Origin of the sequence: Actinosynnema sp. NPDC050436, assembly GCF_040655415.1 — a bacterium.
Taxonomy (GTDB): domain Bacteria; phylum Actinomycetota; class Actinomycetes; order Mycobacteriales; family Pseudonocardiaceae; genus Actinosynnema.
The window spans coordinates 31538-43621 of sequence record NZ_JBFAJV010000006.1; the positions used below are offsets into that span (position 1 = coordinate 31538).

Genomic DNA, 12084 nt, shown 5'->3' on the forward strand with positions numbered 1-12084 from the left:
TAGGATCGGTCGGGTGTCCTCTCACGTTTACCTGCTCCGCCACGGTCAGACCGAGTGGTCGGAGAGCGGGCGGCATACCGGGCGTTCCGACATTCCCCTGACCGACGAGGGGGTTCAGCAGGCGCGGCGGGCCGGGGCGGTGCTGGCGCGGTTGCGGGGGACGGATCGGCCTGCGGCCTTGGTGTTGAGCAGCCCTCGGGAACGGGCTTGGCGGACGGCTGAGTTGGCCGGGTTGGAGGCCGTGCGGACCGAGGAGCTGGCCGAGTGGGACTACGGCGACTTCGAGGGGCTCACCACGCCGCAGATCCGGGAGACCGTGCCCGGCTGGACCGTGTGGACCCACCCCGTCCCGAGCGGTGAGGCGCACGACCAGGTGCGGGTGCGGGCGGAGGGCGTGGTCGCGCGGGCGCGGCAGGCGCTGGCCGGCGGGGACGTGGTGCTGGTGGGGCACGGGCACTTCAGCCGCGTGCTGATCGCCACCTGGCTGGGGCTGCCGCCCAAGGAGGGCGTCCACTTCGGACTGGACCCGGCCGGGCTGGCGGTGCTCGGTGACGAGCGCGGCGACCCGCAGGTGCGCCGGCTGAACGTGCCCGCCTGGGAGGTCGACGTTGACTGACCCGCGCATCCGCCGCGTCCGGCCCGACGACGTCCCGGCGATCGTCGGCCTGGTGCGGGAGCTCGCCGAGTACGAGCGCGCCCTGCACGAGTGCCGGCTGACCGAATCCCAGCTGCACGACGCCCTGTTCCGCGACGCCCCGGCGCTGTTCGGGCACGTCGCCGAGGTGGACGGCGAGGTGGTCGGCACGGCGCTGTGGTTCCTGAACTTCTCGACCTGGCGCGGCACGCACGGCATCTACCTGGAGGACCTGTACGTCCGCCCGACCCGGCGCGGCGGCGGGTTGGGCAGGGCGCTGCTGCAAGCGCTGGCCCAGGAGTGCGTGGCACGCGGGTACGCGCGCCTGGAGTGGTCGGTCCTCGACTGGAACGAGCCCGCGATCGGCTTCTACGAGTCGCTCGGCGCGCTCCCGATGGACGAGTGGACGGTCTTCCGGCTCACCGACGGGCCGCTGGCCTTGCTCGGTCACATCGACAGTTGATCTCGAAACGCTCACGAAACGGCAAAGCTCACCCAGTCGAGTGACGAGTGTTGACATCGTCACGCGCCGTGTCACCTTCGGACCCCCGATGCGGGATTGTCCCGCCCCGAAGGATGACCGGAAGGAAGTTCTGTCGTGAACCAGACCGACGCGTCGATCGGCGTCTTCCCGATCATCATCGGCTTGCTGATCGCCGTGCTGATGATCGCGGCCATGTGGAAGGTCTTCACCAAGGCCGGGCAGCCCGGCTGGGCTGCGATCATCCCGATCTACAACATCTACGTGCTGCTGAAGGTCGCGGGCCGTCCCGGCTGGTGGCTGGTCCTGTTCCTCATCCCGTTCGTGAACATCATCATGACGGTGATCGTGTCGCTCGACGTGGCCAAGGCGTTCGGCAAGAGCGGCGTCTTCGGCATCGTCGGCCTGTGGCTGTTCGGCTTCGTCGGCTACCCGATCCTGGGCTTCGGCGACGCGCGCTACCAGGGCCCCGCCCGCGCCTGACCCACTCGCAGCGCAGCCCGGACCTCCCGCCCCCCGATCGGCGGGAGGTCCGGCACGCGAGAGAACCAGCACGCAGAAGAACCGGCGGGCGGGAGAACCAGCGGTAAGGGACCCGGGAAGCGGTGCGAGGACTAGCGCTTGACGCCCACGGCACCGTAGCTCACGGTCTCCGCGCCGGTGGCCGCCTCGCCCTCGCCGTGCCACTTGGCGGCCAGCACGAGACCGGGCTCCAGCAGGTCGAAGCCGGCGAGCAGGGGCTCCACCTCGGCCTTCGACCGGGCCACGACGGGGGTCAGCGTCTCCGCCGCCACGCCGACCAGCTTCTCCACCATCTCCGGCTGCACGTCGGCGGTCAGGTGGCTGACCACGAGGTGGCTGCCGGGTGCCATCACGGCCCGGTAGCGGGCCACGACCTCGGCGGGCCGGTCCTCGTCGGTCAGGTACGGCAGGACGCCCACCATCAGCACGGCCACCGGCCGGCTCAGGTCGAGCAGCGCGCGCACCTCGGGTGAGCACAGCACCGCGTCCGGGTCGCGCAGGTCGGCCTGCGCGACGGCCACGCTCCCGTTGTCCCGCAGCATCGTCCGCCCGTGGGCGACGGTCGCGGGCTCGTTGTCCACGTACACCACGCGGCACGCCGGGTCGGCCTGGAGGGCGACCTCGTGCACGTTGCCGGCGGTCGGGATGCCGGAGCCGAGGTCGAGGAACTGGCGGACGCCGTCGGCCACGCACCGGCGGACCGCGCGGCGCAGGAAGGCGCGGGCGTGCTGGGCGATGGCGGCGACGGGGACGACCTTGAGGGACTGCTCGGCGAACTCGCGGTCGACCGCGAAGTTGTGCGCCCCGCCCAGGTAGTAGTCGTACAGCCGCGCCACGTTGGGGCGCTCGGCGTCACCGCTCGACGACACCCACCTCGGGGGGTTCTGCACTGCGCACCTCACCCTGCCTGGCTCCCGGAGCGGCGCGAACGCCTGCCGAACGGTATCCGGCTACTCCGTTCGTGTCCATCCGCCAAACGTGAACACGCAGGGTGATTGTGACTGGTCGAGCGGCGAAAAGCCAAACCGGTGGTGCCCCGGCCGAGGGGGCGATGCAGGGGGAAGGACGAGTCAACCCCCTCGGCCGGGAAACCTCTGCGGCGTCAGACGCCGGCGTAGGAGCGGATCCAGTCGCGGTACCGGGTGACCGCGGTGTAGTTCGACGTGCTGGAGCGGTCGCTCGTGGAGGCCACGCCGACCTGGTAGTACCGGCCGTCGACGGGGCTGGTGGCGAACATCGGGCCGCCGGAGTCACCGCCGGCCGCGATGCCGTTGATGCGGGTCACCGTGATGGCGATGCCGCCCCGGTAGTCGCGCCCGTTGACGTTGGTCACCCGGGTGTTGGCGACCTTCAGGTAGCGGGACTGGCAGTTGATCTCGGGCTGGTTGGTGCACGTGGCGCCCCACCCGAACAGCTGCACGGTCTGGCCGTTGGCCACCGCGCTGGTGGTGCCCAGCGGCGCGTAGGTGGTGCTCACCGAGCGGTCGATCTGCGCCAGGGCGAGGTCGACCGACGGGTGCTGGATGATCCTGGTCGCGGTCACCAGGGTGCCGCCGGTGGTCTGGTCGAGGCTGCCGACCCGGAAGGTGTAGGTGCCGGAGCCGGCCACGCAGTGCTGCGCGGTCAGGATCCACCTCGCGGCGATGATGGTGGCCGAGCAGTTCTGCTGGCCGTTGCGGAACAGGCGGGCCGCCCACGGGGCGTTGGAGGCGTTGCCGCCCCCGATGATGTAGGGCTGGACGTCCTGGGCCTGTGCGGCGGCAGGGGCCAGCGTGGTCAGCGCCAGGGCGGACAACAGCGCGGTGGCGGCTCCGGCCACCGCGGTCAGGGCGCGGTTCAGTCGCATGTACTCGTCACCTCAACGAACGCAGGGAGCGGTGAAAAACACCATTCGCAGCCTGGCTCATGGAAGTGGGCTGGAACACCCGCCGTTGGTCGGGCCAGCACCCGGCCGATGGTCTTCGGCCGAACGGCCCTACTCGTCGTTTTCGTCGACGCCCAGGGCCCAACGTCGCACCGGGTTGGTGAACAGCAGGACGATCACGACCACGACGTAGATGCCGAGCAGCGCGCCGTAGAGCTGCTGCCCGGACGGGCCGTAGGCGTACCAGGCGACGCCCAGCAGGAGCAGTTGCACGACGATCGACGGCGTGCGCGCCCAGTGCCGGCCGCGCACCAGCCCGACGCCGGCGGCCAGCACGCCGCCGCCCAGCACGACGAAGTACGCGGCCTCGCCGAGCACGCCCACCGCGTGGTCGGCCTGGAACGCCCGGACGACCAGGGCGATCGCGAAACCCAGCCCGACGAGGCCCTGGACGGCCGTCAGGACGCCGGCGGCGCGGACCTCGCGCGGGAGCTGCTTCGGCTGTGGCACGCTGGGCCTTTCCTCACGGTGAGTACTCGTCACGCATGGTAGGCCACCCGGTTGGCGAGTCCCGTTCCGCCGCCGCAGGGGCGAGGATCAAGGGGTTCCTTGGCGAGCCGGCGGTCGGGCCGGGGTGCACTTGTCGCGGGACGACGCGCAGCAGTACGCGGCGAAAGGAGATGTGGACCACTTTCGTGCGCCCGGCGCCCTCCTGGCGGGTGACGCGCGATCTGTCCCAGGTCACGCGCTGTCCTACCCTCTAGTAGTGCGCGCACTTCTGGTGGTCAACCCGCAGGCGACGGCCACGACGCCGGCCGGCCGGGACGTGCTCGCGCACGCGCTGGCCAGCGACGTGAAGCTCGACATCGTCGAGACGGACTACCGGGGGCACGCGGCGGACGCCGCCGCGCGGGCCGTGGTGGACGGGTACGACCTCGTGGTCGCCCACGGCGGCGACGGCACGGTGAACGAGGTCGTGAACGGGGTGCTGCGCAACGGCGTGCAGCCCGGCGTGCCGATGGTGGGCGTGGTGCCCGGCGGTTCGGCGAACGTCTTCGCGGGCGCGCTGGGGTTGCCGCGCGACCCGGTCGAGGCCACCTACCGCCTGTTGCAGGCGATCGAGCACGGCACCAGTCGCAAGGTCGGGCTCGGCCACGTCTCGTCGGCCGGTGCGGGTGGTTTCCACGACCGCTGGTTCACGTTCAACGCGGGGGTCGGCTGGGACGCCGACGTCGTGGCGGGAGTGGAGGCACAACGCGCGAAAGGCCGTGAAGCTTCACCGGCCCTTTACGTGCGCACCGCGTTCGCCAGTTACGTGAGCCAGCGCCGGCACCCGTCGAAGCTGACCGTGCGCATCCCGGACGAGGAGCCTTTCGAGGACGTGCGGCTCGCGTTCGTCTCGAACACCGATCCGTGGACGTACTTGAAGGACAAGGCGATCCGGCTCAACCCCAGCACGTCGTTCGACGGGGACCTCGGCCTGTTCGCGCTGCGCGCCATGGGGCTGCCCACCATCGCCCGGTACGTGACCCACCTGCTGGCGACGGACGGGAACCCGAAGGGCGGCAACCTGGTGCGCCGCGACGACGTCGGGTTCGTCCGGGTGACCAGCCCGGAGCCGGTCAACCTCCAGGTGGACGGCGACCTGCTCGGGTCGTGCACCGAGGTCGAGTTCACCTCCGTGCCGCGCGCGTTGACCGTTGCCGTGTAACCATGGGGTGTGCGGTGAGAAGGGTGAGCACCTGAGACACGACAGGGTGGTACGTGACCGTCGTGTGACCAGCGCGCTACCCATCCGCGATGTCCTGGCCTGCCAAGACGTCGCTGAGTGAAAGCCGGATGAACCCAGTCGATCTTTCGGGTGAGTTCACTCACCGGGTCAGTGCTAACCCCTTGACTTCTCCGCCGTTCGTGAAAGCATTCACAAGCACCCCAAAAACCGACCGCTGACGACCGGCGTGCCCTTGCGCGCGCCTAGCTGAGGAGTAGTTCCAATGGACTGGCGCCACCGCGCGATCTGCCGCGACGAGGACCCCGAGCTGTTCTTCCCCGTTGGGAACAGCGGTCCCGCGCTGCTTCAGATCGCCGAGGCGAAGACCGTCTGCCGCCGTTGTCCCGTCGTCTCCGACTGCCTCGCGTGGGCGTTGGAGAGCGGCCAGGACGCCGGCGTGTGGGGCGGGATGAGCGAAGACGAGCGCCGCGCCCTCAAGCGCCGCAACGCCCGCACGCGGGCTCGCAGCAACGCCTGAGCGTCGCGCGCGAAGCACTCACACGAAAGGCCCGACACCGTGCCAGGTGTCGGGCCTTTCGCTTGTGTTGCACACCCTCCCGCATGACCACGTGAGACTCCGCTGAGGTAGGTCGTCACGTGTGCACGGGGGTTAGTTTAACGCCGGGCCCTGAGGGGCACGCGCAGGACCGCCTCTGTACCGCCTCGGGGCCTCCGCCGCAAGCTCAGGCTGCCCCTCAGCTCGGACTCCACCAGCGTCCGGACGATCTGCAACCCCAGCCGGTCGGTGCGCTCCAGCGAGAAGCCCGGCGGCAGGCCGCGACCGTCGTCGGAGATCACCACGTCGAGCCACTTCGCCGACCGCTCGGCGTGCACGACGACCTCGCCGTGCTGGCCGGCGGCGTACGCGTGCTCGAACGCGTTCTGCACCAGCTCGGTCAGCACCATCACCAGCGGGGTCGCCAGCTCGGCGGGCACGATGCCGAACGGGCCCTCCCGGCGCACCACCACCTTGGACTCGGTGGCCGCCACGTCCGACATCATCGGGATGACCTTGTCGACCACGTCGTCCAGGTCGACCCGCTCGTCCACCGACATCGACAGCGTCTCGTGCACCAGCGCGATGGAGGTGACCCGGCGCACCGACTCGGCCAGCGCCTCGCGCGCCTCCTCCGAGCTGGTCCGCCTGCTCTGCAGGCGCAGCAGCGCGGCGACGGTCTGCAGGTTGTTCTTCACCCGGTGGTGGATCTCCCGGATGGTCGCGTCCTTCGACATCAGCGCGCGGTCCCGGCGGCGCACCTCGGTGACGTCCCGGCACAGCACCAGCGCGCCCGCCGCGCTCCCCCGGGGCCGCAGCGGCAGCGCCCGGAACAGCACGGCCGCGCCGCGCCGCGACTCGGCCTCGATCCTCATGCCGGCCTGCCCGTCCAGCGCGGACCGGATGCGCTGGGCCACCTCCGTGGCGTCGAACGGGTCGCCGATCAGCGAGCGGGTCAGCGGGGCCAGGTGCACGCCGACGAGGTCGGACGCGTGCCCCATCCGGTGGTAGGCGCTGAGCGCGTTGGGGCTGGCGAACACCACCGCGCCCGACGAGTCCAGCCGGATCAGCCCGTCGCCCACCCTCGGGCTGGTGTGCACGTCGGGCGACGGCTCGGTGGTGGGGAACGTGCCGTCGGAGATCATCTGGCACAGGTCGGCGGCGCTGCCCAGGTAGGAGATCTCCAGCGGGCTCGGCACCCTCGGCACGGCGAGGTTGGTGTTGCGGCTGAGCACCGCGATCACCTCGTCGTGCCGCTTGACCGGGATGGCCTCCCGGCGGACCGGCACGCCCAGGTGCCAGCGCGGGTCCTCCTCGCGGCAGATCCGCGACTCGGCCATCGCCCGGCGCAGCTGCGGGTGCTCGTCCACCTCGACCGTGCTGCCGACCACGTCCTCCGGGTGGGCGGTCGGCGCGGTCGTCGGCCGCGCCTGCGCGACGCACAGGAACGTGGTGCCGTCCAGCGGGACCCACATCAGGAAGTCGGCGAAGCTCAGGTCGGAGAGCAGCTGCCACTCCGCCACCACGAGCTGGAGGTGGTCGACGGCCGTGCCGGAGAGCTTGGTGTGCTCGGCCAGGAGGTCGGTGAGCGTGGACAGGGCTACCCCACCACCGAGTCGTGCGCGACGACCGCCCGGCCCCGCGCCACCGCGCGCCGCGCCGCCCTGATCCGCCCGGTCATGCCCCTCCTCCGCTCGCGCCCATCCAACCACGGTCCGGGCCCCGCGCCGGGGGTGCCGGCGCACGTGACACACTGGGGTGAAGCAATCTGAGTACGAGGAGAACCCGATGTCGAAGCGTGCCCGCAAGCGCCGCGACCGCAAGAAGGGTGGCGCGAACCACGGGAAGCGCCCCAACGCCTGAGTTCGATCAGGTGCGGTCGGGGGCCGTCCGGGGCGACAGCTCCGTGACGGCCCTTTCGCCGTCCGGGCTCACTCCGACTTCGCGCGGACCTGGACCTCGACGTCGACCTCCACGTCGACCGTGCCGTCCACGGTGACCTGGCGGATGCGGGCGCGCAGCCGCTGCTTGAGCTCCTCGGGCGCCAGCTCACCGCCGCACTTCTTCGCCAGCAGCGCCTTGAGGTGCTCCTCGATGCCGTACTCCTCCAGGCACGGGTGGCACTCCTCCAGGTGCGTCTGCAGCAGCTCCTTGCGCCGCTCGTCGCACTCGTGGTCGAGGAACAGCCACACCTCGGAGAGCACCTCCGAGCAGTCGGTCTCGTGGTGTTCGCCGCAGCTCATCGGCCCGCCACCTCCGAACTGCCCTGGTCCTGGCCGCGCAGGAAGCCGCGCTCCCGCGCGACGTCGGCCAACTGCTCGCGCAACTGCCTGCGGCCCCGGTGCAACCGGGACATCACGGTGCCGATCGGGGTGCCCATGATGTCTGCGATCTCCTTGTAGGCGAAGCCCTCGACGTCCGCCAGGTACACCGCGATCCGGAACTCCTCGGGCAGCCGCTGGAGGGCTTCCTTGACGTCCGAGTCGGGCAGCCGGTCCATGGCGTCCATCTCGGCGGAGCGCAGGCCCGTCGACGTGTGGCTCTCCGCCTGGGCCAGTTGCCAGTCGGTGATCTCGTCGGTGGGCTGCTGCAGCGGCTGGCGCTGCTTCTTGCGGTACCCGTTGATGTAGGTGTTGGTGAGGATGCGGTACAGCCACGCCTTGAGGTTGGTGCCGGCGGAGAACGACGCGAAGGCGGCGTACGCCTTCAAGTACGTCTCCTGCACCAGGTCCTCGGCGTCGGCCGGGTTGCGGGTCATCCGCAGGGCAGCCGAGTACAACTGGTCGAGCATCGGCATCGCGTCGCGTTCGAAACGCGCGGCGCGCTCGGCCGTCGTCTCGTCAGTCGGCGTGTCCTGCGTTCGCGTGGCTGGCACCGCGCTCCCTTCCCACCGGCCGGCGGGCGCGGTGGCTGAAGCTGTGTGGGACGCGTTCGAGGATACGCGCCGGTCGCCTGGCCGGCAGCGAGCCGAACCACGCGGCGGCCGGGCCGCACCGGGCCTGCTGACCTGCTGTTCCATCACCTCGGTTGCCACGTCAGCCGACAACGCGTGCGACAACGCGGGCATTCCCCGGCTAGGGTGCGCGATCATGGCTGGACGTGGGACGCCTGCCACGGCGTTGCTGGACAAGCAGAAGGTGGCGCACGCGCTGCACGCGTACGAGCACGACCCGCGCCACGAGTCGTACGGGCTCGAAGCCGCCGAAGCACTGGGCATTTCACCCGATCGGGTGTTCAAGACCCTGGTCGCCGAGGTGGACGGGAAGCTGACCGTCGGCGTGGTCCCGGTCACCGGCCAACTGGACCTGAAAGCGCTGGCAGCGGCCGTGGGCGGCAAGAAGGCGAAGATGGCCGAGGTGGCGGCGGCGGAGCGCGCCACCGGCTACGTCGCGGGCGGCATCTCGCCGCTCGGGCAGAAGAAGCGCCTGCCGCTGGTGGTGGACGCCTCGGCCGAGGCGTTCGACACGGTGTACTGCTCGGCGGGCCGGCGCGGGCTGGAGGTCGAGATCGCACCGGCCGACCTGGTGCGCCTCACCCGGGCCGTTGTGGCGGACATCTCCGCCTAGTACGGGTCGAGGGCCTCAGTCCAACGGGCGCAGGATGCGGTCGAGCCACTCGCCCACCGCGCGCCGCACGCCCTCCAGGTCGGCTTTGAGCGTGTGGTCGCCGGGCAGCAGGACCACCTCGCGGCGGTGCGCCACGCCCGGCTGCCCGAACGGGTCGTTCTCGCCCTGCACGACCAGCGTGGCCACGTCGACGCCGTCCAGCTCGGCGATCCGGCTCTTCTCCGGCCGGCCCGGCGGGTGCACCGGGAACGCCAGGCACAGCACCGCCACCGCCTGGCCCTCCGCCGACGTCCGGCAGGCCACCCGGGCACCCGACGACCGGCCGCCGAACAGCAGCGGCATCTCGTCGAACCACCGGGCGCCCAGGTCCTCGACCACCGCCAACCACGCCGCGTCCAACTGCTTCGCGGGCGCCGGCGCGCGCCGGCCGGCCACCCGGTACGGCTGCTCCACCAGCGCCACGTGCACCCCCGCGTCCACCGCCGCCCGGGTCGCCGCCACCAGGTCGGGCGCGGAGATCCCGCCGCCGGCCCCGTGCCCCAGCAGCAGCCCGGCCCGCCCCTCGGGCGCGCAGTGCAGCTCCGCCCGCGCGGGGCCGTGCGGGGTGTCGACGGTGGTCGAGGTCATGACAGCTCGAACAGGGTGGGCTCGGGCTTCTCGTCCTCGGTGAGCGTGACGGCGTCCATCAGCGACGGGTCGTTGTTCTTGATGCTGTTCACCCTGGTCGACACCGGGCGCAGCTCGAACCCGTCGACCAGGTCGCGGTCCGGCGCGAGCAGCTCGCCCGGGTCGGCGCGGTCGGGGTCCAGCCACGCCGCCCAGCGGTCGCGCGGCAGCACGAGCGGCATCCGGTGGTGCACCCGGGCCATCTCGCCGATCGCGTCCGTGGTCAGCACCGCGCAGGTGATCACCGGCGTGCGCTCGTCGCCGTCCTGCTGCCACCACACCGACCAGATGCCCGCCATCGCCAGGCTGGAGCCGTCGCCGGGGGTGATGAAGTACGGCTGCTTGCGGCCCTCGCCGGGCTGCCACTCGTACCAGCCGGCGGCCGGGACGATGCACCGGCGCTTGGTGGCCGAACTCTTGTAGGCGGGCTTCTCCAGCACGCTCTCCGCCCGCGCGTTGATCATCTTCGCCGCGCCGGAGAGGTCCTTGGCCCAGTGCGGGACCAGGCCCCAGCGCAGCACCCGCACGCTGCGCTCGACCACGTCCGGGTCGGCGTTGCCCTCCTCGTCGCGGGGGTGCCGCTCCACTACCGCGAGCACCGACTTGGTCGGCGCCACGTTGAAGTCCGGGCCGGGCGCGTCGCCCCCGGTGCCGTCCACCGCGTCGAACTCCGCCGCCAGCAGCGCCGGGTTCTTGGTGGAGGCGTACCTGCCGCACAAACCGATCACCTCCGATTGGCCATCGTCGCACGTGGGAACCACCGGTGCGAGCCACCGACCACCCCATGCGGGATCATCGGCGCATGACTTCGCAGTGGTCCGCTCCCACCGCCCACGGCCCCGTGCACGCGACGGTACCCGTGCCCGGCTCCAAGTCGATCACCAACCGGGCCCTGGTGCTGGCCGCCCTGGCCGACGGGCCGTCCGCGCTGCACACCCCGCTGCGCAGCCGCGACACCACCCTGATGGCGGACGCCCTGGCCTCGCTCGGCGTCGGGGTCGAGGACGGGCCGGACGAGTCGTGGCTGGTCACGCCGGGCGCGCTGCGCGGTCCGGCGGCGGTGGACTGCGGGCTGGCGGGCACCGTGATGCGGTTCCTGCCGCCGGCGGCGGCGCTCGCCTCGGGCGAGGTCGTGTTCGACGGCGACGAGCACGCGCGGGTCCGCCCGATGGGCACGATCCTGCACGCGCTGCGCGCGCTGGGCGCGGACCTCGACGGCGAGGCGCTGCCGTTCACCCTGCACGGCAAGGGCGGGCTGCCCGGCGGCGAGGTGACCATCGACGCGTCGGCGTCGTCCCAGTTCGTCTCCGGCCTGCTGCTGTCCGGGGCCCGCTACGAAAGCGGCGTGGTCGTGCGGCACGACGGGAAGCCCGTGCCGTCCCTGCCGCACATCGAGATGACCGTGGCCATGCTGCGCGAGGCGGGCGTGGTGGTGGACGACTCCGAGCCGGACGCCTGGCGGGTCGAGCCCGGCCCGATCCGGGGCCGGGAGTGGCGGGTGGAACCGGACCTGTCGAACGCGACGCCGTTCCTGGCCGCCGCCGCGGTGACCGGCGGCGAGGTCACCATCCCGGGCTGGCCGACCGCGACCACCCAGCCCGGCGGTGCCGCGCGGGACATCTTCGAGCGGTTCGGCTGCGCGGTGGTCCTCGACGAGCGCGGCCTGACCGTGCGCGGGCCGGCGCGGCTGACCGGCGTCGACATCGACCTGCGGGACGAGAGCGAGCTGACGCCGACGGTCGTCGCGCTGGCGGCGCTGGCCGAGGGCCGCTCGCGGGTCCGGGGCGTCGCGCACATCCGGGGCCACGAGACCGACCGGATCGCCGCGCTGGTCGCCGAGGTCACCCGGCTCGGCGGCGACGCCGAGGAGACCGAGGACGGCCTCGTCGTCACCCCGCGCCCGCTGCGCGGCGGCACGTGGCGGGCCTACGCCGACCACCGGATGGCCACCGCCGGCGCGATCGTCGGGCTGGTGGTGCCGGGCGTCGGGGTGGACGACATCCGGTCCACCACCAAGACCATCCCCGACTTCCCGGGCATGTGGGCGGCGATGCTCGGGACCGCCGCGCACGGGACCCGCTGAC

Annotated in this window: 15 protein-coding genes; 7 read left to right on the forward strand and 8 right to left on the reverse strand. The window is 72.0% G+C overall.

Annotated elements, in window-relative coordinates:
- The first annotated feature begins 13 nt into the window (after positions 1-13).
- From AB0I60_RS16955 to AB0I60_RS16965, 3 genes are all read left to right on the forward strand, one after another.
- Positions 14-616: a histidine phosphatase family protein gene (locus AB0I60_RS16955; protein WP_360730757.1), complete on the forward strand. Its 603-nt coding sequence runs from the start codon at positions 14-16 to the stop codon at positions 614-616.
- Entirely contained in the window at positions 609-1097 is a 489-nt protein-coding gene (locus AB0I60_RS16960) for a GNAT family N-acetyltransferase (protein WP_360730760.1), read from the forward strand. The genes AB0I60_RS16955 and AB0I60_RS16960 overlap by 8 nt, the downstream gene beginning before the upstream one ends.
- Positions 1098-1232: 135 nt before the next feature.
- Positions 1233-1598: a DUF5684 domain-containing protein gene (locus AB0I60_RS16965; RefSeq protein WP_360730762.1), complete on the forward strand. Its 366-nt coding sequence runs from the start codon at positions 1233-1235 to the stop codon at positions 1596-1598.
- A gap of 131 nt (positions 1599-1729) precedes the next feature.
- On the opposite strand, the gene AB0I60_RS16970 is transcribed toward AB0I60_RS16965, so the two are convergent.
- The 3 genes from AB0I60_RS16970 to AB0I60_RS16980 all read right to left on the reverse strand — a co-directional run bounded on the left by AB0I60_RS16970 (position 1730) and on the right by AB0I60_RS16980 (position 4011).
- Positions 1730-2527 (reverse strand): SAM-dependent methyltransferase, encoded by a 798-nt coding sequence (locus AB0I60_RS16970; RefSeq protein WP_360730764.1) that lies wholly within the window; start codon positions 2525-2527, stop codon positions 1730-1732.
- Positions 2528-2739: 212 nt separating this feature from the next.
- Positions 2740-3483, reverse strand: a complete 744-nt coding sequence (locus AB0I60_RS16975; protein ID WP_360730767.1) for a trypsin-like serine protease — start codon at positions 3481-3483, stop codon at positions 2740-2742.
- A 129-nt stretch (positions 3484-3612) separates the two neighbouring features.
- Positions 3613-4011, reverse strand: a complete 399-nt coding sequence (locus tag AB0I60_RS16980) for a hypothetical protein (RefSeq protein ID WP_360730769.1) — start codon at positions 4009-4011, stop codon at positions 3613-3615.
- A gap of 256 nt (positions 4012-4267) precedes the next feature.
- Here AB0I60_RS16980 and AB0I60_RS16985 point away from each other — a divergent pair, with 256 nt between their 5' ends.
- Both AB0I60_RS16985 and AB0I60_RS16990 read left to right on the forward strand, forming a co-directional pair.
- Positions 4268-5212 (forward strand): diacylglycerol kinase family protein, encoded by a 945-nt coding sequence (locus AB0I60_RS16985; RefSeq protein WP_360730772.1) that lies wholly within the window; start codon positions 4268-4270, stop codon positions 5210-5212.
- 283 nt (positions 5213-5495) lie between these two features.
- On the forward strand, positions 5496-5750 hold the full coding sequence (locus AB0I60_RS16990; RefSeq protein ID WP_015104912.1) for a WhiB family transcriptional regulator: 255 nt from the start codon (positions 5496-5498) through the stop codon (positions 5748-5750).
- A 137-nt stretch (positions 5751-5887) separates the two neighbouring features.
- Here the strand turns inward: AB0I60_RS16990 and AB0I60_RS16995 are convergent, their stop codons facing one another.
- The 3 genes from AB0I60_RS16995 to AB0I60_RS17005 all read right to left on the reverse strand — a co-directional run bounded on the left by AB0I60_RS16995 (position 5888) and on the right by AB0I60_RS17005 (position 8643).
- Positions 5888-7366, reverse strand: coding sequence for a histidine kinase N-terminal domain-containing protein (locus AB0I60_RS16995; protein WP_360731334.1), 1479 nt, complete (start codon positions 7364-7366; stop codon positions 5888-5890).
- 333 nt (positions 7367-7699) lie between these two features.
- The gene (rsrA, locus tag AB0I60_RS17000; RefSeq protein ID WP_360730775.1) at positions 7700-8011 is read right to left on the reverse strand and encodes a mycothiol system anti-sigma-R factor; all 312 of its coding nucleotides are present in this window, start codon (positions 8009-8011) and stop codon (positions 7700-7702) included.
- Positions 8008-8643 carry a sigma-70 family RNA polymerase sigma factor gene (locus tag AB0I60_RS17005; RefSeq protein ID WP_360730778.1) on the reverse strand — a complete coding sequence of 212 codons (636 nt, stop codon included), beginning with the start codon at positions 8641-8643 and terminating at the stop codon, positions 8008-8010. The genes rsrA and AB0I60_RS17005 overlap by 4 nt, the downstream gene beginning before the upstream one ends.
- A 214-nt stretch (positions 8644-8857) precedes the next feature.
- Between AB0I60_RS17005 and ybaK the strand changes: the two genes are divergently transcribed.
- Positions 8858-9334 carry a Cys-tRNA(Pro) deacylase gene (gene ybaK / locus AB0I60_RS17010; protein ID WP_360730780.1) on the forward strand — a complete coding sequence of 159 codons (477 nt, stop codon included), beginning with the start codon at positions 8858-8860 and terminating at the stop codon, positions 9332-9334.
- A gap of 15 nt (positions 9335-9349) precedes the next feature.
- Here the strand turns inward: ybaK and AB0I60_RS17015 are convergent, their stop codons facing one another.
- Both AB0I60_RS17015 and AB0I60_RS17020 read right to left on the reverse strand, forming a co-directional pair.
- Positions 9350-9961 carry an alpha/beta family hydrolase gene (locus tag AB0I60_RS17015; RefSeq protein ID WP_360730782.1) on the reverse strand — a complete coding sequence of 204 codons (612 nt, stop codon included), beginning with the start codon at positions 9959-9961 and terminating at the stop codon, positions 9350-9352.
- A complete protein-coding gene (locus tag AB0I60_RS17020; protein WP_360730784.1) occupies positions 9958-10719 on the reverse strand; it encodes an SOS response-associated peptidase in 762 nt (253 codons plus the stop codon). Before AB0I60_RS17020 ends, AB0I60_RS17015 begins: the two co-directional genes overlap by 4 nt.
- Positions 10720-10802: 83 nt before the next feature.
- Here AB0I60_RS17020 and aroA point away from each other — a divergent pair, with 83 nt between their 5' ends.
- Positions 10803-12083: a 3-phosphoshikimate 1-carboxyvinyltransferase gene (gene aroA, locus AB0I60_RS17025; protein ID WP_360730786.1), complete on the forward strand. Its 1281-nt coding sequence runs from the start codon at positions 10803-10805 to the stop codon at positions 12081-12083.
- The last annotated feature ends 1 nt before the right edge of the window (position 12084 follow it).

What these genes read in the sequence shown, in the direction of transcription:
- aroA (WP_360730786.1), top strand. Translation starts at nt 10,803, where the DNA reads ATGACTTCGCAGTGGTCCGCTCCCACCGCCCACGGCCCCGTGCACGCG.
- ybaK (WP_360730780.1), top strand. Translation starts at nt 8,858, where the DNA reads ATGGCTGGACGTGGGACGCCTGCCACGGCGTTGCTGGACAAGCAGAAG.
- AB0I60_RS16990 (WP_015104912.1), top strand. Translation starts at nt 5,496, where the DNA reads ATGGACTGGCGCCACCGCGCGATCTGCCGCGACGAGGACCCCGAGCTG.
- AB0I60_RS17015 (WP_360730782.1), bottom strand. Translation starts at nt 9,961, where the DNA reads ATGACCTCGACCACCGTCGACACCCCGCACGGCCCCGCGCGGGCGGAG.
- rsrA (WP_360730775.1), bottom strand. Translation starts at nt 8,011, where the DNA reads ATGAGCTGCGGCGAACACCACGAGACCGACTGCTCGGAGGTGCTCTCC.
- AB0I60_RS16975 (WP_360730767.1), bottom strand. Translation starts at nt 3,483, where the DNA reads ATGCGACTGAACCGCGCCCTGACCGCGGTGGCCGGAGCCGCCACCGCG.